Genomic DNA, 22,142 nt, shown 5'->3' on the forward strand with positions numbered 1-22,142 from the left:
CCCCCCATGCACCCGACCGAAACCGTACAACGTAGCAGTGCGCTGCCGCCGTCAGGCGATCCGCAACCCCCGTGGGACGGCGCAACGCCGCCCACCGCGCCGGCCCCCGACCAGCCACGCAAGCGGCGCGGCGCCCGCATGGCGCTGACGACGGGCGGCCGCATCGGTCTGGCGATGGTCGCGCTGATGCTGTTCATCGCCGTGTTTGCGCCGCTGCTCGCGCCGCACGACGTCGGCGCGATCGTCACGCAGGACGTGTTCGCGCCGTTCGGCGCGAAGCTGCCGTTCGGCTCGGACTTCCTCGGCCGCGACATGCTGAGCCGGATCCTGTACGGCACGCGGCTGACCGTGCTGCTCGCGCTCGCGGCGGTGCTGCTCGCGGCGCTGACCGGCACGACGCTCGGGCTGCTCGCGACCGTGTCGGGCCGCGCGGTCGACGAAACGATGAGCCGGCTGCTCGATGCGCTCACGTCGATTCCGTCGAAGATGTTCGCGCTGATGTTCGTCGCCGCGTTCGGCTCGTCGCTGCCGCTGCTGGTCCTCACCGCCGCGGTGAGCTACATGCCGGGCTCGTACCGGATCGCGCGTGCGCTGGCCGTCAACATCAGCACGCTCGAATTCGTGCAGGTCGCGCGCGCACGCGGCGAGAGCGCGCTGTACATCGCCTGTGTCGAGATGCTGCCGAACATGATTCACCCGATGCTCGCCGATACCGGGCTGCGTTTCACGTTCGTCGTGCTGCTGCTGAGCGGCCTGAGCTTTCTCGGGCTCGGCGTGCAGCCGCCGTATGCGGACCTCGGCTCGCTCGTGCGCGAGAACATCGCGAGTCTCGGCGACGGCTCGGCCGTCGCGATCATGCCCGCGGTCGCGATCGCGATCCTGACGGTGGGCGTCAACCTGTTGATCGACGGCCTGCCGCATCGCGGCCGCCGCAAGGGCGCGGCCGCGGCTGCGGGAGAACACTGATGCGAGATGAATCGACTCCGCTCGTCGAGGTGCGCGGTCTGCGCGTGGTCGGCGGTCGTCCGGGCGGCGCGGAAACCACGATCGTTCACGACATCGACTTCGACATCGCGCGCGGCGAGGTGCTCGCGCTGATCGGCGAATCGGGCTCCGGCAAGACGACGATCGCGCTGTCGCTGATGGGCCATGCCCGTACCGGCTGCCGGATCGCCGGCGGCTCGGTGAAGCTCGGCGGCACGGACGTGTGCGCGCTGTCCGCGCAGGCGCTGACCGCCTTGCGCGGCCGCAAGGTCGCGTATATCGCACAGAGCGCGGCTGCCGCGTTCAACCCGTCGCGTACGATCCTCGACCAGGTGATCGAGAGCGCGCTGATCCACCGGACGATGACGAAGCGCGCTGCGCAGGCGAAGGCGGTCGAGCTGTTCCGCGCGCTCGCGCTGCCCGACCCGGAGACGATCGGCAGGCGCTATCCGCACCAGGTGTCGGGCGGCCAACTGCAGCGGCTGATGGCCGCGATGGCGCTGATCACCGATCCGGAGTTGGTGATTCTCGACGAGCCGACCACGGCGCTCGACGTGACCACCCAGATCGACGTGTTGCAGGCGTTCAAGAACGTGATCCGGCGCTACGGGATGAGCGCGGTGTACGTGTCGCACGATCTGGCGGTGGTCGCACAGATGGCCGACCGGATCGTCGTGCTGAGCGACGGCGTGATCCGCGAGGCGGGCGCGACCGAACAGATCCTGCACGCGCCGACGCACCCGTATACGCAGAGCCTGATCGCGGCGGTGACCCCGGCCGATGCCGAACGCGATGCGAAATCCGCGCCGGCCGAGCCGCTGCCGTTGCTCGACGTGCGCGGCGCGATCGCCGGCTACGGCGGCCGGACCGCGAAAGGCTGGCCCGCGAAGCTGATCCTCCACGAAGTGGACCTGCGCATCGGGCGCGGGCAAACGGTTGGCGTGATCGGCGAATCGGGCTCCGGCAAGACGACGCTCGCGAAGGTGATCGCGGGGCTCGTGCCCGCGACGGCCGGCCAGATCCTGCTCGACGGCGAGCCGCTCGCGCTCGACATCGGCAAGCGCTCCAAGGAGCAGCATCGCCGCGTGCAGATCGTGTTCCAGAATGCGGATACCGCGCTCAATCCCGTCCATACCGTCGAGCGCACGCTGGCGCGGCCGCTCGCGTTCTATCACGGCATCAAGGGCGCGCGTGCGCGGCAGCGCGTCGCGGAACTGCTCGAACTCGTGCGGCTGCCGCCGGCGGTGGCCGCGCGTCGCACCGGCGAACTGTCGGGCGGCCAGAAGCAGCGCGTGAACCTCGCGCGTGCGCTCGCGGCCGAGCCGGACCTGATCCTGTGCGACGAGGTGACGTCGGCCCTCGACACCGTGGTCGGCGCGGCGATCATGGACCTGCTGCGCGACCTGCAGGCGAAGCTCGGCGTGTCGTACGTGTTCATTACGCACGATATCGCGAAGGTACGCGCGATCAGCGACGACATCGTCGTGCTGTATGCGGGCCGCCGCGTCGAAACCGGCAGCCGCGACGCGCTGTGCGCACCGCCTTATCACCCGTATTCGCATCTGCTCGTGTCGTCCGCGCCGGAGTTGCGCGCTGGCTGGCTCGACGACGCGGCCGAGCGCTGCCACCGTCCGCTGGTGCCGATCGGCGAACGCGAGAACGAGCCTGAGCTGTGTCCGTTCCTGTCGCGCTGCGCGATGCGCGTGGACGGCGTGTGCAACCGGACGGCCCCGTCGCTGCGCACGCTCGGGAACGGCGCGCAGGTGCTGTGCCATCGCAGCGAGGAGGATCTCGCACGCTTCCAGGCGGAGCCGGTGCATCCGTAGCGCGCGCTGCGCGCGTTCGGCGCGGATGCCGGCCCTCCGCATAGTCTGCTGCGGCGGTCGCGAAAAAAGGCGGATTGTGCGCGCGCCGCACGCGAATACGCGGCAACTGCGCTTTTTGACGGTGATTAAATGATTCTCGATGAACGGCCGTCACCGGCATGCAAACGAAGGATCCGATGAAACTCGAATCGTACTGGCTGGATACCCGTCCCGCGTTTCGCGCCGGCAGCGAAGGGCCCGTCGAAGGGCGCGCGGACGTGGTCGTGATCGGCGGCGGCTTCACCGGATTGTCGGCGGCGCTCGCGCTCGCGCAGCGCGGCGTATCGGTGGTCGTGCTCGAGGCCGCCGAAGTGGCCGGTGAAGCGTCGGGCCGCAATGGTGGGCAGTGCAACACCGGCGTCGCCCAGGACTTTGCGTCACTTGCCGCGCGCATCGGCATCGAGCCCGCGAAGCGGTTCTATCGTGCGTACGAAAGCGCGGTGAAGAGTGTCGAGACGATCGTCACGGTGCACGCGATCGACTGCGACTTCCGGCGTGCGGGCAAGCTGAAGCTTGCCGCGAAACCGCAGCATTTCGCGGGACTCGCGAAGACGTTCGATGTGCTGCGGCGCGACGTCGATCCCGACATCGAACTGATCGAACCGTCGAGGATTCGCGACGAAGTCGCGTCCGACGGCTTCCACGGCGGGCTGTTGCAGCGTAACGGCGCGCAGATGCACATGGGCAAGTTCGGCGTCGGGCTCGCGCATGCGGCCGTGCAGGCCGGCGCACGCGTCTACGAGCATGCGGCCGTCACGCAACTCGAGCGGCTCGACGGCGAGCGGCACCGAGTCACCTGTTCGCGCGGCACGATCGTCGCCGATCGCGTGCTGGTCGCGACGGGCGCATCGCAGCACGGGCCGTTCGCATGGTTCCGGCGGCGCATCGCGCCGGTCGGCAGTTTCATCGTCGTCACCGAGCCGCTGCCCGACGCGCAACTGAACCGGTTGTTTCCGCACCGCCGCGCGTACGTGACGTCGCGCCAGATCGGCAACTACTTCCGCGTGACGCCCGACAACCGGCTGCTGTTCGGCGGCCGTGCGCGCTTCGCGATGTCGAGCCCGCGCTCGGACGCGAAAAGCGGCGACATCCTGCGCGCCGGCATGGCCGGCTATTTCCCGGAACTGGCGAACGTACGGCTCGACTACTGCTGGGGCGGACTCGTCGACATCACCGCCGACCGGCTGCCGCGCGCGGGCCAGCACGACGGGCTGTATTACTCGATGGGCTACAGCGGCCACGGTGTGCAGATGTCGGTACACATGGGCCGTGTGATGGCCGACGTGCTGTACGGCGCTGCCGCGTCGAATCCGTGGCGCGAACTCGACTGGCCCGCGATACCCGGCCATTTCGGGCACGCATGGTTTCTGCCGTTCGTCGGTGCGTACTACCGGATGCAGGATTTCCTGCACTAAAGCGGGCGCCGGGGAGGATTCGACATGACAGTGCAATTCATTGGCTCGCCGCGTGTCGCGCGGCCCGTATCGTCAGCGATCGGCGACGTGCTGCGCACGATCGACGCATCGTTCGCGCAGCCGCTGAACCTCGACACGCTCGCCGCGGTGGCCGGCTTGAGCGTGTCGCGTTTCACCGCGCGCTTTCGCAGCGAAACCGGGTTGTCTCCGCACCGGTATCTGTGCCTCGTGCGGGTCCGGCGCGCGCAGGACCTGCTGCGCGCCGGTGTCGCGCCGTCGGTCGTCGCGACCGACGTCGGCTTCTTCGACCAGAGCCATCTGTGCCGGCATTTCCGGCGAATGCTCGGGATTACGCCGCGCGATTACGTGGTCGCCCGTGCCGGCGGCGCACAGGCGCGAACGTCGCCCATGCGCGCGTCGTCGACGCGCACGCGCGCCGAACCGCGCGAAGCGACGTGTCACATGGCGTAGGCACCGGCATCGATGGCCTGCCTGCCGGACGATTTCCGGTGGGCGAACCCCGCTTTCCGATATCGCGCGGCGCTCTTTCAACGAGACCGCCGCGCACTGCACAGGAGCAGAAATGACCGCAGTTTTCGTGTTGCACCGTGCCGACGGCACACCTTCTTCAACGGCGTTCCGCAAGCAGGCGTTCGGCGAGCGCGACCCGTTCGCGCAGCATCGCGAGATTGCGTGGGAAGGGCCCGACGCGATGGCCGCGGGGCGCATCGGCTTCGTCGGCGAACTCGACGTGGCGAGCTTTCCGCACATCGAAACGATCGTCGTCGTCGAAGGCGAGCTGACGCTCGAAGCGGCCGGGGCCGCGCCGCTGGTGCTCGGCCCGCGACAGGGCGCCGTCATCGGCGGCGGCACCGCGCTTCGCATCGTCGCGCAATCGCCGGTGCAGTTGATGTTCTGCGCGGCCGCGTGTGCGACGCCGACGAAGCGCGGCGTGGCTGCGCTGCACGAGGACGCCGACTTCAAACCGTCGGCCACGCTGCCGGCCGAGGTGCTGCTCGGGCCCGCACCGCAATGCCGCAGCGACAACGTGTTCGTCGACGACGGCGCCGCGTACTGCGCGGGCACGTGGGATTCGACGCCTTATCACCGGATCGTCCGCCCGCATCGCGTGAACGAGTTCATGTTCCTGCTGGACGGCGGCGTACGGTTCGCCGCGCCCGACGGCAGCGTGCTGTCGCTCGGCGCCGGCGACGCGCTGTTCGTGCCGCGCGGCGCATCGATCGGTTGGGAGAGCGGCGAGCGCGTGGCGAAGTTCTACGTCGTGCAGACCGTCAATGCATCCACCGAACGAGACTGACCATGTCCCCTCCGTTGCGCCACATAGAAACCCAGACCACGCTGCCGGCGTCGGCGGATGTCGTCGTGATCGGCGGCGGCATCATCGGCGTCTTTACCGCCTACTACCTTGCCCGGCGCGGGGTATCGGTCGCGCTCGTCGAGAAGGGGCGAATCGGCGCAGAGCAGTCGAGCCGCAACTGGGGCTGGTGCCGGCAGCAGAACCGCGACGAGCGCGAATTGCCGATGGCGAGCAAGAGCATCGACCTGTGGGAGCGGTTCGCCGCCGAATCCGGCGAAGACACCGGCTTCCATCGCTGCGGGCTGTTGTATCTGAGCAATGACGACGCCGAGCTGTCCCGCTGGGCCAACTGGGGCGAGTTCGCGAAGACCGCGGGCGTGAAGACGTACATGCTCGACGGCAAGCAGGCCACCGAGCGCGGGCACGCCACGCGGCAGCAGTGGAAGGGCGGCGTGTTCTCGCCGAGCGACGGCACCGCCGACCCGGAAAAGGCCGCACCGGCCGTGGCCGCCGCACTGATGAAGCTCGGCGGCACGGTCCGTCAGCATTGCGCGGCACGCGGCCTCGAACTCGAGGGCGGCCGAGTCGCCGGCGTGGTCACGGAGGCCGGCGTCATCAGGACCCGGACCGTCGTGCTCGCCGGCGGCGCATGGGCGTCGTCGTTCTGCCGCCAGCTCGGCATCCGTTTTCCGCAGGCGTCGATCCGGCAGTCGATCCTGAGCGTATCGCCCGTCGAGCATCCGCTGCCGGATGCGATGTACACGACCGGCGTGTCCGTGACGCGCCGCAGCGACGGCCGCTACGCACTGGCGATCAGCGGCCGCGCGCGCGTGGACCTGACGCCGCAGTTCCTGCGCTTCGCGCCGCAATTCGTGCCGATGTTCGCGAAGCGCTGGCGCAATCTACTGCCGGGCGGCCTCGAAGGGGTGCGCGGCGGCCATGAAACGCTGAAGCGCTGGCGGCTCGACGCGCCGACGCCGATGGAGGCGATGCGCATTCTCGATCCGAAACCCGATATGTCGGCGGTCGCGGAAACGTATCGCCGCGCAGCCGAACTGCTGCCCGAGCTTCGCGATGCGAAGATCACGCACGCGTGGGCAGGGTTCGTGGACAGCACGCCGGACGGCGTGCCGGGCATCGGCGAAGTGGCGGGCGTGCCGGGGCTGATCCTCGCGGCGGGCTTTTCGGGCCACGGCTTCGGGATCGGACCGGGCGCCGGGCACCTGATCGCGGATCTCGCGACCGGCGCGAAACCGCTGGTCGACCCTGTGCCGTATCAGCCGGGTCGGTTCAACGATTCCGCGTGGGGCAAGGTCGCCGACTTTTAGCGCGAGACCGTCGTGCGGACGACGGGGGCGGCGACGGGATGAGGCGAATCGATCCGGCTCGCACGTGTGCGGCTCGGACCGGTGCGTCTCATGCGCGCCGACGTCGACCGGTCTTTGACCGGGCCCCGAGACCAGGCGACCTCGGCAAGCCGTGACGCCTGCCTATCGTCGGCGCCACGTATCGACTCAAGGACACCCAGCAATGAATTCTCCTGTTGTTCACCTGATGCAAGCCGACAAGCTGAATCGTTTCTACATCGACGGCGAATGGGTACTGCCGGACGGCGACGAACGGTTCGCGGTTGTGTGTCCGTCCACCGAGGCCGTGCTGTGCGAGATCCCGCTCGGCAACGCGCTCGACGTCGACCGGGCCGTCCGCGCCGCGCGCGCCGCGTTCGAACGGTGGTCGGCCACGTCGCCGCAAGTGCGCGCTGCCGTGCTCGACCGCGTTCATGCGCTGATCCTCGAGCGCGCGGAGCTGTTCGCGACCGCGCTCGCGATGGAAATGGGCGCGCCGATCAGCTATGCGCGTGCCGCGCATGTGCCGCTCGCGGCTGAACATGTCCGGGTCGCGCGCGACAACCTCGCGCGCTACCCGTTTGCCACCCGGCGAGGGACGACCGCGATCGTGCGCGAGCCGATCGGCGTGTGCGCGCTGATCACGCCGTGGAACTGGCCGATCTATCAGATCACCGCGAAGGTCGGGCCGGCGCTTGCCGCCGGCTGTACGGTGGTGCTCAAACCGAGCGAGCTGTCGCCGCTCAGTGCGCTGCTGTTCGCGGAAGTGATCGCCGATGCAGGCGTGCCCGCCGGCGTGTTCAACCTGGTGAGCGGAAGCGGTGCGGAAGTCGGCGCCGCGCTGTCGTCGCACCCACAGGTCGACATGGTGTCGATTACCGGGTCGACGCGGGCGGGCGCGCTGGTCGCGCAGGCGGCGGCGCCGACCGTCAAGCGCGTTGCGCAGGAGCTGGGCGGCAAGTCGCCGAACGTCGTGCTGCCGGATGCGAACCTGGAGCACGCCATTGCGCCGGGTGTGGCGGCCGCGTTCCGGAACATGGGGCAGTCGTGCAGCGCGCCGACCCGCATGATCGTGCCGCGCGACGTGCTCGGGGAGGTCGAGGCACTCGCCGTCGCGGCGGCGCAGCGGCTCGTCGTCGGCGATCCGTTCGTCGATGCGACGACGCACGGGCCGCTCGCCAATCGCGCGCAGTTCGGGCGGGTCGCGCAGATGATCGACGCGGGCCTCGACGAACGCGCGAAGCTGATCGCGGGCGGGCCGGGGCGGCCTGCGGGTTTCGACAAAGGCTTTTATGCGCGGCCGACGATTTTCTCCGAGGTGCGCACCGACATGACGATCGCGCAGCAGGAGATCTTCGGTCCGGTCCTCGCGATCCTGCCATACGATACCGTGGAAGAAGCGATCGCCATCGCGAACGACACGGTCTACGGGCTCGGCGCGCATGTGCAGGGCACCGACAAGGAGCTTGCGCGCGCGGTGGCCGCCCGCATCCGGGCGGGGCAGGTGCATCTGAACTATCCGGCATGGGACCCGCAGGCGCCGTTCGGCGGCTACAAGCAGTCGGGCAACGGCCGCGAGTACGGGATCGAGGGGATGGAGGAGTACATGGAGATCAAGTCGATCCTGGGGTTCTACGACTGACGCGAGCGCCGTGGTTCTGCAGAAGCAAATTACTTTCGAAGGTACCGACAGTGGAAAACCCCGTCATCCCCGATACGTCGCTGCAAGCGCATCACGCGCACTGGGCGAAGCTGCGGCGCGACCTGCATGCGCATCCCGAACTGCGATTCGAGGAACACCGGACGGCCGACGTCGTCGCCCGCGAACTCGAGTCACTCGGCTATGCAGTGTCGCGCGGGCTCGGCGGCACGGGCGTCGTTGCGAGCCTGCCCGGTAAGGATCCGGGCCGCGGCATCGTGCTGCGCGCCGATCTGGATGCATTGCCGATCCGCGAAGCGAACGACTTCGAGCATGCGTCGTGCACGCACGGGATCATGCACGCGTGCGGCCATGACGGCCACACCGTGATGCTGCTCGGCGCCGCACGCGTGCTGAAGTCACTGCCGCAACTGCCGGGCACCGTCCATTTCGTGTTTCAGCCCGGAGAGGAGGGCGGTGCGGGCGCGCGCAAGATGATCGACGACGGCCTCTTCGACCAGTATCCGACGGAAGCGGTGTTCGGCATGCATAACTGGCCCGGCTTGCCGGCCGGGCATTTCGGGTTGCGCACCGGCCCGATCATGGCAGCGGGCTCCCGGTTCAGGATCACGGTGACCGGCAAGGGCGCGCACGCGGCGCAGCCGCATCTGGGCATCGATCCGGTACCGCTCGCGTGCTCGATGGTGCTGCAATGCCAGACCATCGCGGCGCGCCACAAGGATCCCGTGGATCCGGCCGTTATCTCCGTGTGCATGTTCCATGCGGGAACGACGGACAACGTCATTCCCGACAGTGCCGAGCTGCGCGGGACGATCCGCACGCTGTCGTCGGCATTGCAGCAAAAGCTGCAGCGCGACGTCCAGCTCGCGTGCGAGGGGCTTGCCGGCGCCTACGGTGCGCAAGTCGAAGTCGAATTTTTTCAGTATTACCCGGCCACCGTCAACACGCCGGCCGAGACGGCGCTCTGCGAATCGGTGATGCGCGACACGTTCGGCGACGAGCGCGTGTCCAGCGACGTGCCGCCGAACATGACCTCCGAAGACTTCGGCTTCATGCTGGAGGAGCGGCCGGGCGCTTACGTGCTGATCGGCAATGCGCGGGACGGCGATGCAGCGCCGGCACTGCATCACCCGAAATACGATTTCAACGACGACATCATTCCGGCCGGCGTCCGGTATTGGGTTGCGTTGGCGCAGCGTTACTTCGGGCAATCTTGCGCGCGCCCCGCGCCGGGCTTCGTACGCGAATAGCCGGCGCGCTAGATCTGGGCGCGGTCGCGCGAGTTCACGGCGACCACCGTGGGCGACTCGGCCAGCGGGACGAAACGTCGGGTGGTGCCGTCCAGCGCGTCGATGCCGCCCGTCTCGATGTCGTAGACCCAGCCATGCAGATTCAGGCGTCCTTGCTCCAGTGCCAGCGCGACGGAAGGGTGGGTGCGCAGGTTCGCAAGCTGCGCGATCACGTTTTCGCGCACGAGCCCGTCGAGTTTCGCGCGCGGCGTGTCGTATTCATGCGCGGCGTTGATGACTCGCGCGGAATCGGCATGACGCAGCCAGTTCGCGACGGCCGGCAGATGATCGAGGCAGGTGCAGCGCGAAATCGCGCCCATCGCGCCGCAATCGGAGTGGCCGCAGATCACGATATCGCGAACGCCGAGCACGGCGACCGCGTATTCCACGGTGGCGGACACGCCGCCGGGTTCCGGGCCGTACGACGGCACGATATTGCCCGCATTGCGGATCACGAACAGTTCGCCCGGCTCGCGTTGCGTGAGCAGTTCGGGTACGACACGGCTGTCGGAGCACGTGACGAACAGCGCCTTCGGGTTTTGTGACGTCGCGAGTTGCTTGAAAAGCGCCTCACGTTGCGGGTAGATGTCGCGTTGAAAACGCAAAAAACCATCGATGATGTCTCGCATGCTCGCTCCAAAACTTCAGACGTATGATCAGCGCAGGAGCAAGCGGGTGCGCCTGCGCGGCCAGCATGATAATGCAGATAGCGGGCGGGCGGGATGGCTGGCAGCATTGCCCGGTATACACCCCGGGATGCCGGGACGAAGGTCGATTGGATTCGACGTCAGTGCCTGGTGTCTGGCGAATGGATGGATTCTCGTCAATCAAGCGACCGGAAGCGATTCTGGGGTTTCCCGCCCAAGCAGATTCTGGTGAATCATCCTGCGGCGACAAGCGCGCAAATTCTGGTTTCCCGGAGAGCAAATGCCGAAATCGTTCCAGCGTGTCACCCTTCATGTTGCGCTTCAGCGCATCGATCCGCCGATCTGGCGTCAGATCGAAGTCGAAGGAACCGAATCTCTACGCAAGTTGCATCACATTCTGCAGGCGGCTTTCGGATGGGAAGACACCCATCTGCACGACTTCCTGATCGACGGCATGACCTACGCCATGTTCGAGGTTGACGACGTGGCGGACTTCGCCGACCTGAGCACGACCGCCGACGACCGGAAGATACGTCTGCAGACGGTCGTGAAGCCGGGTTCACGCTTCGTTTACCGATACGACTACGGAGACGGCTGGAATCACACCGTCGTCGTCGAGAAGATGGAAAAGATCGAGGGCGAACCGTGGGGAGAAGCCCGGGTCATAGACGGCGCTCGTGCTTGTCCGCCGGAGGACGTGGGCGGCCCGGCGGCCTATGAGGCGTTCCTGAATACGTTATCGAACGACCCCGGCAGCGAAAAGGCAGAACGTTACCGAAACTGGATCGGCCCGGGCTTCGACGCGGAATTGTTCGATTTGCGTGCTGCCAATGCGGCGCTGTTACGCATGGCTTCCAATCGCTGGGGCAACCGCTAATACACATTGCGTCGAGACTCCCACCAGCTTGAAGGCGGAGCCGTCTGGACGTGGACGTCGTGACTCTGACGAGATAGCCAGCTGCCGGCAGGAAGTTTTGGCGCCACGCCGATAGGTACCAGCTACGGAGCCCAGCGGGCACTGCAGGAGCCGATCCACGGCTCGGAACGCGACATTACAACTTTGCTCCCACACACGTGTCATACCCGGATTCAAATGTCCACCTTCCAGCTATTTAAAAATGTCCGGTTTTAAGGTGGGTTTTGCTACGTCTGTTTCCTCGTTTTGAGCGTTACACAGTGTCGAAGGTCGGCGCCTGAACGGGCAGGGCGCTCACGGTTGTTTCTCCAGCCTTTGCAGACCGACGGCCAGGTTTATTTGCCGGCTTTGCGGTTCGCCGACGCTGCGCCAGATCCACGATCACATGCTCGACGTCGGCCTGCGTGATCTCGCATTGCTTCTTCTTGCCCGCTTGGGGTTCGTTTCGGTCGGTCCGGGTTGAGTCGCCTCGATGTGTTCGAGACGGAGCTTTGCCGATTCGACTGTTATCGCGTTGCGCCTGAAGGGCTTGCGCGACCTGCAGCACATGGCTCAAGCGCTTGTGCTCGACGACGGCACCTTGATCGATTTCAGCCAGGCGATCGTACTGCCGGCAGCGCAACACACGATCGTCAGCCCGGATTTCGATCCGCCCATCCGGGTACTCCCAGACCTCGATCTGGCGGTCGATCAACTTCCGGTTCTCCGGCGTGTCTTCCAGCAAGTACATCACCCGGTCGTACTGAACCGTGAGCGACTTCGTCACTTTGCGCGGCTCGCGCCACGTCAGCACCAAGTCGAGACTCTCGTCAGGCCGCAGCGGCCGGTGTGCATTGAAGTCGCTCTTCGGCGGCTTCGCGAAGCGTGCGTTGTAGGCGGCCATGAAGGAGGGCGCGTAAGCGTTGGCGTCGGCCACCGTGTTGATCCCGCGCAATCGCATCTCCTTGACCAATCGATCCTGCAACGTCAGGTGCGCGCGCTCGACACGTCCCTTGGCCGAACTGCTGTTCGCGCAGAACGTGTCGATGTTCAGCTCATACATCGCCCGGCCGAACGGCGTCACGCGATTGCCTGTCTTGCCGGGCGCCGTGACGCGGAACACGCTCGCCTTGTCGCTATAGAACGCCCCCGGCTTGCCATGGCGCTCGATGTACGTCCGTGTGGCCTCGAAGTAGCTGAAGGTCGATTCGGTCTGCGTGAAGTGCAGCATCATCAATCGGCTCGTCGCGTCGTCCACATACACCAGCAGCGTGCAGGCCGGCGCCCGTTCCTCGAACCATCGATGGTCGCTGCCGTCGATCTGGATCAGTTCACCCAGGCACGCCCGGCGCGCTCGCGGTTGGTAGACCTTCGGCGGTCGTTGCCGACGCGGAATCCAGAGCCCGGCGTCCGTCATCAGCTTCCTGACGGTTTCCTTGGCCAGCCGAATGCCGTGACACTCCCAGAGCTTCTCGCAGGCCAGCGTCGGCCCGAAATCGGCGTAGCGATCTCGGATGATCGACAGGGCCCGGTCGGCGGCTCCTGGATCCAGACGACGGTTGCCGGGCTTCGCTCGATGTCCCGACACCAAGCCCGCCGGACCGTGCTCACGCAGCCGGGCGACCAGCCGCCGAATCTGCCGTGTCGTCAACTCCAGCCGTTCGGCCGCACGCCATGGCTTGAGCTTGCCGTCGGCTACGTCCTGAATGACCTTGAACCTGTCCAGCTCGCGCATCGTCATCGTGATCCGCTCCGTTGCAGCCATCGCAGCCTCCGGCGCCGGACACCCGGCGGCCGGACAGCTTACGCGGCCCGAAAAGCGGACATTTCCATGTAGCCAAAAGCGGACATTTCAATCTAGCCACTACAACACGAACAAGTGATAATTCACGTTATGTAAAATCAATTTGTGGTCGCGCCAGATAGATCACCTTGAGTTTCATCATCTGCCGCGCTACATCGCCGCTCGCAGAAATCCGTATGGACTCCAGGTCGTCCGCCACGGCACGGCCGTCCAAGTTTTCGAGGCGTACTTCGCGACGCGCCGTCCGCGATCGCGCTCCGAGCGACACGTGCTCACTCGGCAGCGATCGATGCGTGCCGGCGGGGGCGTCAGGCGCCCGCTTCAAGCGACGCGACTTTGTTGCGCCCCGTTTCCTTCGCGTGGTACAGCGCCTCGTCGGCGGCCTTGATCACCGACTCGACTTCCCCGTCCTGCCCGGGCGCCCAGCTTGCGACGCCGATGCTCGCGGTGACGCGCCCGAATTCGCTTTCCGCATGTTCGATCGCGAGCCCGTCGATGGCGGCACGAATGCGCTCGGCGATCTCGGTCGCGCCCGTCGCCGGCGTATCGGGCAGGATCACGACGAATTCCTCGCCGCCATAGCGGGCCGCGGTGTCCGCGGGCCGCCGGATGTTGTCGCCGATGCATCGCGCAACGGCCGCCAGCGCGTCGTCGCCGGCCTGGTGCCCATAGGTGTCGTTGTAGGCCTTGAAGCGGTCGACGTCGACGAACAGCAGCGAAAACACCGAGCGGGCACGGCGCGCGCGACGCCATTCGCGGTCCAGCACTTCCCCGAACGAGCGGCGATTGTTGAGCCCGGTGAGGCCGTCGGTGCGCGCGAGCATGACCAGCTCGGATTCGGCCCGCATCCGGCGCCGCAGCTGGGTGCCCAGCAAAAACGACAGCACGATGAACGCCGCGCCGAAGGTCGCCACCAGCGCGCCGATCGTGATCGCGCGGTGCCGCCAGGCGGCGTAGATGTCCTGCTCCGCCTCGGCGACCATGATGATCAGCGGCAGGTGCGGCAGCGTCTTGAAGTAGTACAGGCGGCGCACGTTGTCGATCGTCGAGGTTTCGAGGAACGAGCCTTCCGGCGCGCTCAGGAAGTGGCGAAACGTCGCCGCATGGCTGATGTCGCGACCGATGGTGTGCACGTCGTACGGCTGGCGCATGAACATGATGCCGTCCGTGCCGATCAGCGAAATCGCGCCGTGCGAGCCGAGCGCGAGCCCGGCGAACAGCGTGTGGAAATATTCGAGATTGACCGCGATGATCACGATGCCGCCGAACGAGCCGTCCGGATTCGACACGCGGCGTGTCAGCGCCACGCTGAGCGAGCCGCCGCGCAGGCGGGACTCAAACGGATCGCTGATGTACAGCCTGGCATTCGGATTGTCGCGGTGAACCGTAAAGTATTTGCGGTCGCCGAAGTTGCCCTTTCGCGGCACGTCGTTGGCCGAGTCGAGGATGATGTTGCCGGCCGAATCCAGCACGAGCATCGAGCCGAGAAATTGCGCGGTCATCGCGTGGTCGAACAGGATGCTGCGCCGCAAGGACGGCGAGGCCGCCATCACGTCCGGCCGCTGGAGACCCTGGATCACCGCGTCCAGCGACAGGCCGTACAGTTCGATATTGCGTTCGATGTCGCGCTCGGCGACGAGCGCGAGATTGCGCGACGTATCGCGTGCGCGATCGAGCGCATCGTGACGGCTCTGAAACAACTGCAACACGCAGAGGCCCATCAGCGCGCACGCTATCAAGGTCCCCGCGAGCACAACGTAGTACGGCGCTGCCGAGCGCGGATGCATCCGTTTCCTCTCAGTTTGGGCCGACGCTGACGCCCCCGGCCGTTATGGTTTCGTCTGAACAACCTATACCAAAAAGTGCGGCACTCGGGTACGAGGTGCAGTCCGTACTTGTCAGGTGGCCGGCGACGTCACCCGAGCGCCGTCGGGCAGATGTCGGCACCGGGTCCCGGCGGCAAATCACCGAGAAGCGGCGCATAGCGTGTGTCGTTGCCGCCGATGAAATCGGAATAATCACAACGAATGATACGTTTATTGAAATGGTCGACCATTTGCCGTTCGAATCTACCACCGACGGGAAATCCGGATGAACGCCTTCGACAAACCACACCTGGGCGTTGACAACTACCTTTGATCGATTTATTTCAATGACATTGTCTTGCAAACGACGAGACAAACCATGATTATTTCATTTTCATGCCTTCAGTTTAATTTCACACAACAGAAAAAAGATATCGTTCATGTCGACAAACAATCACGGGGATCCAGCGAGCGAAGTCGAACGAGCAGATCTCCTCGCAAAACGAATCGATGCATTCAGTAATCTGGCGTCGTTTTCGTACAAATTTGCAGCGGCCGCCGGAGCGTTGATCACACTCGGCTACCTGTTCAACATCAAGTTCTTTCCTTCCGGATTGACGCCCGGGGAAGTCGTTTTCTTCGTTTTCGTGGCAATTGCCTTCGGCTTCGTCTATGTCGTGCTGTTGATGTATGGCGCCATTTCGTCGATATGGCTTGTTCATTTGATCAGTTTTTCGGAGCGCTTATACAACCGTCCACCTCAAACGATTCCTGCCGCCAACTGGCCGTCGCTCAGAAAACTGATATCCGAAAGAAAGGTCAAGAAATGTGCGAGAGTCCGATGGGCTGTATTGACGAAATTCCGGGAGAGTCGCAAGCAGGTGCGGGTGAAACGAAAGGCATCCGGCGAGACGCAATATTCGATACCACGCGAAGTCCAGGGCGGCGCCTACCTGTTCATGTCGGTCGTGATGTTTGCAATGATGGCCCTGCTTGCCTGGCTCTATCGCGACATGTCATTAACAAGGCTGTTGATTTCGTTCTTCCTGGCTGGTTTTATCGCATTGATCATCACGGGCCTTCCAGCCGAGCGCCTTGGATTCCCTACGTTCAACGATAAAAATTCGCGGCCGCCGGCGTGGGGTCGCTGGCTATTGGTCGCGATACTTCCACTGGGTATCGTGCTCCTCTTCGGCGGCCCGCAGCCGCTGCTGAATCTGGTATTCGAAAGGCTCGGCATTCGCATTCCTGACGTCAGCATTGAAGTCAACGAAGCCGAACGGGGCGCACTGGAGCGTATTTCGGACGTCGTCGGGCATCCGATACTGGATTGCCGCCGCCTCGATGGAGGACGATTGCTCATCCACGGCGCGGATGTATTGTGGACAGGCGTTGGAAATACTTCGTTCGTGTCCTTCAGTGTGCTTGAGCCGAAGGATAATGTGTTGTTCGGAAACGACCGTCGCGTGCTCCGGCACGCGACATTGCGCCTGGATACGGGAGCAATGCGCGTGGTTAGCGCAAATCCACCGATCAATCCGTGCTTCGATCTTGCAAACGACATGCTGTTCAAGACCGGAAGCTTCGAGTTGACCGCGCATGCCCAGACGCAGTTGAAAAGTGTGATGTCCGCTATCGAGGCGTCAGGCAAGCCGACGCGCATCGTCGTGCGCGGGCATAGTGATGCCAGACGCATCAGTGGACCACTCGCAGAAACGCTTGGAGACAATCAACGATTGTCGGAATTGCGTGCCGGGGCCGTTGCGACCGTGTTGCGCCGGCTGATCGACAATCACGACGTCGAGATCGTCTCGGATGGCGCAGGTAGCCGCGAGCCGAAGGTCAAATGCCCGTCAGAGACGTCCGGAACACGTTACGAGGTCGAACAATGCAACGCCCCGAATCGTCGTGTGGAAATTCGCGTGACCTACGCTCGCGGAAGTGATAAAGGCGGCTCGAATTAGCCGAGCCGCCCTGCTTTACACGGCCATCACCGTCACCGACTTCGTGACGAGGTACGGCTCCAGCGCCTCCGGCCCGCCCTCCGACCCGTAGCCCGAGTCCTTCACGCCGCCGAACGGCATTTCCGGCCACGGCGTGGCCGGCTGGTTGATCCACAGCATCCCGACTTCGAGGCGCTGCGTGAGCAGGTGCACGTTCGCGAACGAGCGCGTGAACGCATAGCCGGCAAGACCGAACGGCAGACGGTTCGCTTCCGCGATCGCCTCTTCGAGCTTGTCGAAGCCGCGGATCGCCGCGACCGGGCCGAACGGCTCGTTGTTGAACACGTCCGCTTCGAGCGGCACGTCCGCGATCACGGTCGGGGCGAAGAAGTTGCCTTCCGCGCCGATCCGTTCGCCGCCGGTTTCGATGCGCGCGCCGACCTTGCGCGCGTTGTCGACGACCGACGCCATCGCGGTCAGCCGGCGCGGATTCGCGAGCGCGCCGAGCGTCGTGCCTTCTTCGAGGCCGTTGCCGACCTTCAGCCCTTCCGCATGCTTGACCAGCGCGCGCGTGAATTCGTCGCGGATGCTGTTGTGCACGAGGAAGCGCGTCGGTGAAATGCACACCTGCCCCGCATTGCGGAACTTCGCGCCGCCGGCGGCCTTCACCGCGAGCGCGACATCGGCGTCTTCCGCGACGATCACCGGCGCGTGGCCGCCCAGTTCCATCGTCGCGCGCTTCATGTGCAGGCCGGCCATCGCGGCAAGCTGCTTGCCGACCGGCGTCGACCCCGTGAACGTGACCTTGCGGATCACCGGGTGCGGAATCAGGTACGACGAAATTTCAGCGGGATCGCCGTACACGAGGCCGATCACGCCGGCCGGCACGCCCGCGTCGACGAATGCGCGCAGCAGCGCGGCCGGCGATGCCGGGGTTTCTTCCGGCGCTTTCACGAGGAATGAGCAGCCGGTTGCCAGCGCGGCGCTCAGCTTGCGCACGACCTGGTTGACCGGGAAATTCCACGGCGTGAACGCGGCGACCGGGCCGACCGGCTCCTTCACGACGGTCTGCTGCGCGCCGAGGTTGCGCGGCGGCACGATCCGGCCATACACGCGGCGGCCTTCGTCCGCGAACCATTCGATGATGTCGGCGGCCGACAGCACTTCGACGCGCGCTTCGGTGAGCGGCTTGCCCTGCTCCTGCGTCATCAGCTGCGCGATCGCGTCGGCGCGTTCGCGCACCAGCGCGGCCGCCTTGCGCATCGTCGCCGCGCGCTCGTGCGCGGGCACCTTGCGCCACGCTTCGAAGCCGCGCTGCGCGGCGGCGAGTGCACGGTCGAGATCGGCGATACCCGCGTGGGCCACCTTGCCGATCGGCTTGCCGGTCGCCGGGTTCACGACGTCGATCGTCTTGCCGCTCGCGGCGTCGACCCACTCGCCGTCGATCAGCAGTTGCGTATCCGTATAAGTCACGTTAGCCATCCAGACACCCCTACATTGCGTCGATAAAACGCGCGCGGCCGCGAACGGCCGCACGCCGGTTGACAGAAACAGCCAGGCCGCCGGGGCAGGCACGCGCCCGGCGGCGTCGACGGCGGGCACGCGGGCCCGCCGTTGTTTCGTACGCGGCCGCGCTCAGCGCGCGGCCGCCGTCGCCTTGCGAAGTTTCGCGACGTCCGCCGCCTGCACGGCCGGCGCGCCGTTGTTCCAGCCGGCGCGCATGAACGTCAGCACGTCGGCGATCTGCCGGTCGTTCAACTGGTTCGAGAACGCCGGCATCGGATACGCGGACGGCACGCCGCCGATCACGAGCGTGTCGCTGCCGTTCAGCGTCACGTTGATCAGCGACGACGCATCGGTTTCGAGCACATTCGGATTGCCGGCGAGCGGCGCGAGCAGCGGCGCATAGCCGCGCCCGTCCGCACCGTGGCAATGCAGGCAGTAAGCGTTATACACCTTCGCGCCCGGATCGGCTGCCGGCCGGCCCAGCGCGGCCTGCGTCGCCTTCGGATCATAGCTGTAAGGCGGCGCGCCCGTGCCGCCCGCGGCCGGCAACGATTTCAGGTAACGGGAAATCGCCGTCAGATCGTCGTCGGAAAGCGCCTGCGTGCTGTGGTTGACCACGCTGACCATCGAGCCGAACGCGGTCGCATGGCGGTTCGCGCCGGTCTTCAGGAACTGCGCGACCTCGGCCTCGTTCCAGCGGCCGAGCCCCGTGTTGTGCTCGCCGGTCAGGTTCGACGCGAACCAGTTGTCGATCGGCGCGCCGGACAGGAACGCCGCCCCGCTTTCGTCGAGCGCCTTCTCCTGGAAGCCGACACCGCGCGGCGTGTGGCACGACCCGCAGTGCCCGAGCCCCTGCACCAGATACGCGCCGCGGTTCCACATCGCGTCCTTGGCCGGTTTGTCCGCGTACGGCGTCGTGTCGAGGAACACCATGTTCCACAACGCGAGCGGCCAGCGCATGTTGAGCGGCCACGGGATGTCGGACGGCCGGTTCGCCTGCTTCACCGGCTCGACACCGTGCATGAAGTACGCGTACAGCGCCTTCACGTCGTCGTCCTTCAGCTTCGCGTACGACGGATACGGCATCGCCGGGTACAGGTTGTGACCGTCCTTCGCGACGCCCTTGCGCAACGCGCCGGCGAACTCGGCTTCGGTATAGCCGCCGATGCCCGTCTCCGGATCGGGCGTGATGTTGGTCGTGTAGATCGCGCCCATCGGCGTGACCATCTTCAGACCGCCGGCGAACGGCGTGCCGCGCGGCGCGGTGTGGCACGCGACGCAGTCGCCCGCTTTCGCGAGATACGCGCCGCGCGCGACGAGCGCGCTGTCGGCCGGTGCCGTCTGCGCGGCATGGGCGGCCGTGCCGGCGAGCAGCGCCGAGACGGTGAGCAACGACGCGCCGAACCCGTTCAGGGTGATGTTTCGCATGGTTGTGCCTCCCCTTACGCCGTCTTCAACTGGTCGCCGACCGGCAGCTTGCGCAGCCGCTTGCCGGTTGCCGCGAAGATCGCGTTCGACAGCGCCGCGGCCGTCGCGGCCGTGCCCGGTTCGCCGATCCCGCCCGGTGCTTCGCCGCTTTTCACCAGATGGACCTCGATCGGCGGCGTCTCGTTGATCCGCAGCATCCGGTAGTCGGAGAAGTTGGTCTGCACGACGCGACCGTCCTCGATCGTGATTTCGCCGTACAGCGCGCCCGTGATCCCGAAGATGATGCCGCCCTGCACCTGCGCCTCGATCGTGTTCGGGTTCACGTACATGCCGCAGTCGACCGCGCACACGACACGCTTCACCAGCACCTCGCCGTTGTCCACCGCGACGTCGACCACGATCGAGAAGAAGCTGCCGAACGCGTGCATCACCGACACGCCGCGGCCCTGCCCCTTCGGCAGCGACGGGCCGCCCCAGCCGGCCGCCTTCGTCGCGACGTCGAGCACGTTGAGCGCGCGCGGCGTCTTGCCGAGCAGCGCGCGGCGGTATTGCACGGGGTCGGTCTTGGTCTGCGCGGCCAGCTCGTCGATGAAGCTCTCGACCACGAACGTGCCCCGCGTCGGGCCGACGCCGCGCCAGAACGCGGTCGGCACGTGGCGCGGCTCCTGGCGCACGTAGTCGACCAGCTGGTTCGGCAGGTCGTACGGCAGCTCGGCCGCGACCTCGACCGCATCCGGATCGACGCCGTTCTGGAACGCGGGCGGCGCGAAACGCGCCATGATCGACGAACCGACGATCCGGTGCTGCCACGCGATCGGCTTGCCGTTGGCGTCGAGGCCGGCCGAGATCTTGTCGTAGTAGCACGGCCGGTACATGTCGTGCTGGACGTCTTCCTCGCGCGTCCAGATCACCTTCACCGGCGCATTGACCTGCTTGCCGACCTTCACGGCCTGGCCGATCATGTCGGTTTCGAGCCGCCGCCCGAAGCCGCCGCCGAGCAGGTGGTTGTGCACGACGATCTTCTCCGGCGCGAGCCCGGTCAGTTGCTGCACCGTATCGCGCGCCCGCGTCGGCACCTGCGTGCCGACCCAGATCTCGCAGCCGTCGCCGCGCACGTGCACCGTGCAGTTCACGGGTTCCATCGTCGCGTGCGCGAGCAGCGGCTGTTCGTAGACGGCGTCGACGCGCGTCTTCGCGTTCGCGAATGCGTTGCCGACGTCGCCTTCCTTGCGCGCGACCGCGCCCTTGCCGTTCGCCGCCGCCTGCGCGAGATCCGCGAACAGGTCCTTCGTCGACACCTTCGCGCCCGCGCCTTCGTTCCACTTCACGACGAGCGCCGATGCGCCGCGCTTCGCGGCCCACGTGTGATCGCCGACCACCGCCACCGCGTTGTCGACGCGCACGACCTGGCGCACGCCGGGGATCGTCTTCGCGGCCGTATCGTCGACGCTCGCGACCGTGCCGCCGAACACCGGGCTGTTCACGATCACCGCGTACAGCATGCCGGGCACGCGCACGTCGAGCCCGAACTGCGCGGTACCGTCGACCTTTTCCGGCGAATCGAGCCGCTTCGCGGGCGTGCCCACCAGCTTGAAATCCGCCGGCTTCTTCAGCGGGACGTCCTTCGGCACCGGCAGCTTCGCCGCGGCGTCGGCGAGCTGACCGTACGACGCGCGCCGGCCGCTCGGCGGATGCTGCACTTCGCCGTTCGCGGCGACGCAGGTGGCCGGATCGACATTCCATTGCTTCGCGGCAGCCGTGACCAGCAGCGTGCGTGCGGTCGCGCCGGCACGCCGCATCGGTTCCCACGCATAGCGCACCGACGTCGAGCCGCCGGTGAGCTGGCCGCCGAGCAGCGGATCGAGGAACAGCTTCTCGTTCGGCGGCGCATGGTCGAGCGTCACGCTCGACAGCGGCACCTCGAGTTCCTCGGCGATCAGCATCGGCAGCGACGTGTAGACGCCTTGCCCCATCTCGACCTTCGGCATCACCAGCGTGACCTTGCCGGCGCGGTCGATCTGCACGAACGCGTTCGGTGCGAACACGCCCGGCTGCGCGGGTTCCGCCGCATCGCCGCCGATCACCGAACGGCGCGCATCGTCGCCCGCGGCCGGCAGGCTGAAGCCGAGCAGCAATCCGCCACCGGCCGCCGCGCCCAGCGACATGCCGAGCTTGAGGAACGAGCGGCGCGACACGCCCGCGCCGGCCCGACCTGCTTCGATCAGTCCTCGCGACAT

Annotated in this window: 17 protein-coding genes; 10 read left to right on the forward strand and 7 right to left on the reverse strand. The window is 66.3% G+C overall.

Going from position 1 to position 22,142, the window contains the following annotated elements:
* The first annotated feature begins 6 nt into the window (after positions 1-6).
* From HWX08_RS04080 to HWX08_RS04115, 8 genes are all read left to right on the forward strand, one after another.
* Positions 7-966, forward strand: coding sequence for an ABC transporter permease (locus HWX08_RS04080; protein WP_107310863.1), 960 nt, complete (start codon positions 7-9; stop codon positions 964-966).
* Positions 966-2,810, forward strand: a complete 1,845-nt coding sequence (locus HWX08_RS04085) for an ABC transporter ATP-binding protein (RefSeq protein ID WP_174919421.1) — start codon at positions 966-968, stop codon at positions 2,808-2,810. Before HWX08_RS04080 ends, HWX08_RS04085 begins: the two co-directional genes overlap by 1 nt.
* A gap of 176 nt (positions 2,811-2,986) precedes the next feature.
* A complete protein-coding gene (locus HWX08_RS04090) occupies positions 2,987-4,264 on the forward strand; it encodes an NAD(P)/FAD-dependent oxidoreductase (RefSeq protein ID WP_174919422.1) in 1,278 nt (425 codons plus the stop codon).
* Between the two features lie 24 nt (positions 4,265-4,288).
* Entirely contained in the window at positions 4,289-4,735 is a 447-nt protein-coding gene (locus HWX08_RS04095) for a helix-turn-helix domain-containing protein (RefSeq protein WP_069259971.1), read from the forward strand.
* A 112-nt stretch (positions 4,736-4,847) separates the two neighbouring features.
* Positions 4,848-5,582: a cupin domain-containing protein gene (locus HWX08_RS04100; protein WP_174919423.1), complete on the forward strand. Its 735-nt coding sequence runs from the start codon at positions 4,848-4,850 to the stop codon at positions 5,580-5,582.
* 2 nt (positions 5,583-5,584) lie between these two features.
* The gene (locus HWX08_RS04105; protein ID WP_174919424.1) at positions 5,585-6,910 is read left to right on the forward strand and encodes an NAD(P)/FAD-dependent oxidoreductase; all 1,326 of its coding nucleotides are present in this window, start codon (positions 5,585-5,587) and stop codon (positions 6,908-6,910) included.
* A gap of 202 nt (positions 6,911-7,112) precedes the next feature.
* Complete coding sequence (locus HWX08_RS04110) at positions 7,113-8,570, forward strand: aldehyde dehydrogenase family protein (RefSeq protein ID WP_174919425.1); 1,458 nt, start codon at positions 7,113-7,115, stop codon at positions 8,568-8,570.
* 50 nt (positions 8,571-8,620) lie between these two features.
* Positions 8,621-9,838: a M20 aminoacylase family protein gene (locus HWX08_RS04115; protein ID WP_174919426.1), complete on the forward strand. Its 1,218-nt coding sequence runs from the start codon at positions 8,621-8,623 to the stop codon at positions 9,836-9,838.
* Between the two features lie 8 nt (positions 9,839-9,846).
* Here the strand turns inward: HWX08_RS04115 and HWX08_RS04120 are convergent, their stop codons facing one another.
* Positions 9,847-10,506, reverse strand: a complete 660-nt coding sequence (locus HWX08_RS04120) for a carbonic anhydrase (protein ID WP_069259932.1) — start codon at positions 10,504-10,506, stop codon at positions 9,847-9,849.
* 298 nt (positions 10,507-10,804) lie between these two features.
* Between HWX08_RS04120 and HWX08_RS04125 the strand changes: the two genes are divergently transcribed.
* A complete protein-coding gene (locus tag HWX08_RS04125) occupies positions 10,805-11,401 on the forward strand; it encodes a plasmid pRiA4b ORF-3 family protein (RefSeq protein ID WP_174919427.1) in 597 nt (198 codons plus the stop codon).
* Between the two features lie 292 nt (positions 11,402-11,693).
* Here the strand turns inward: HWX08_RS04125 and HWX08_RS04130 are convergent, their stop codons facing one another.
* From HWX08_RS04130 to HWX08_RS04140, 3 genes are all read right to left on the reverse strand, one after another.
* Positions 11,694-13,184, reverse strand: a complete 1,491-nt coding sequence (locus HWX08_RS04130) for an ISNCY family transposase (RefSeq protein WP_174919428.1) — start codon at positions 13,182-13,184, stop codon at positions 11,694-11,696.
* Positions 13,185-13,531: 347 nt separating this feature from the next.
* Positions 13,532-15,010, reverse strand: coding sequence for a sensor domain-containing diguanylate cyclase (locus HWX08_RS04135; RefSeq protein ID WP_174919429.1), 1,479 nt, complete (start codon positions 15,008-15,010; stop codon positions 13,532-13,534).
* 128 nt (positions 15,011-15,138) lie between these two features.
* A complete protein-coding gene (locus tag HWX08_RS04140) occupies positions 15,139-15,279 on the reverse strand; it encodes a hypothetical protein (RefSeq protein WP_174919430.1) in 141 nt (46 codons plus the stop codon).
* Between the two features lie 189 nt (positions 15,280-15,468).
* Here HWX08_RS04140 and HWX08_RS04145 point away from each other — a divergent pair, with 189 nt between their 5' ends.
* Positions 15,469-16,992 (forward strand): OmpA family protein, encoded by a 1,524-nt coding sequence (locus HWX08_RS04145; protein ID WP_174919431.1) that lies wholly within the window; start codon positions 15,469-15,471, stop codon positions 16,990-16,992.
* Positions 16,993-17,007: 15 nt separating this feature from the next.
* Here the strand turns inward: HWX08_RS04145 and HWX08_RS04150 are convergent, their stop codons facing one another.
* The 3 genes from HWX08_RS04150 to HWX08_RS04160 form a co-directional block, all read right to left on the reverse strand.
* On the reverse strand, positions 17,008-18,453 hold the full coding sequence (locus tag HWX08_RS04150; protein WP_069259922.1) for an NAD-dependent succinate-semialdehyde dehydrogenase: 1,446 nt from the start codon (positions 18,451-18,453) through the stop codon (positions 17,008-17,010).
* Positions 18,454-18,606: 153 nt separating this feature from the next.
* A complete protein-coding gene (locus HWX08_RS04155; protein ID WP_174919432.1) occupies positions 18,607-19,905 on the reverse strand; it encodes a c-type cytochrome in 1,299 nt (432 codons plus the stop codon).
* Positions 19,906-19,919: 14 nt separating this feature from the next.
* Positions 19,920-22,142, reverse strand: coding sequence for a xanthine dehydrogenase family protein molybdopterin-binding subunit (locus tag HWX08_RS04160; RefSeq protein ID WP_174919433.1), 2,223 nt, complete (start codon positions 22,140-22,142; stop codon positions 19,920-19,922).

The organism is Burkholderia metallica, from assembly GCF_902832845.1.
Lineage (GTDB): Bacteria > Pseudomonadota > Gammaproteobacteria > Burkholderiales > Burkholderiaceae > Burkholderia > Burkholderia metallica.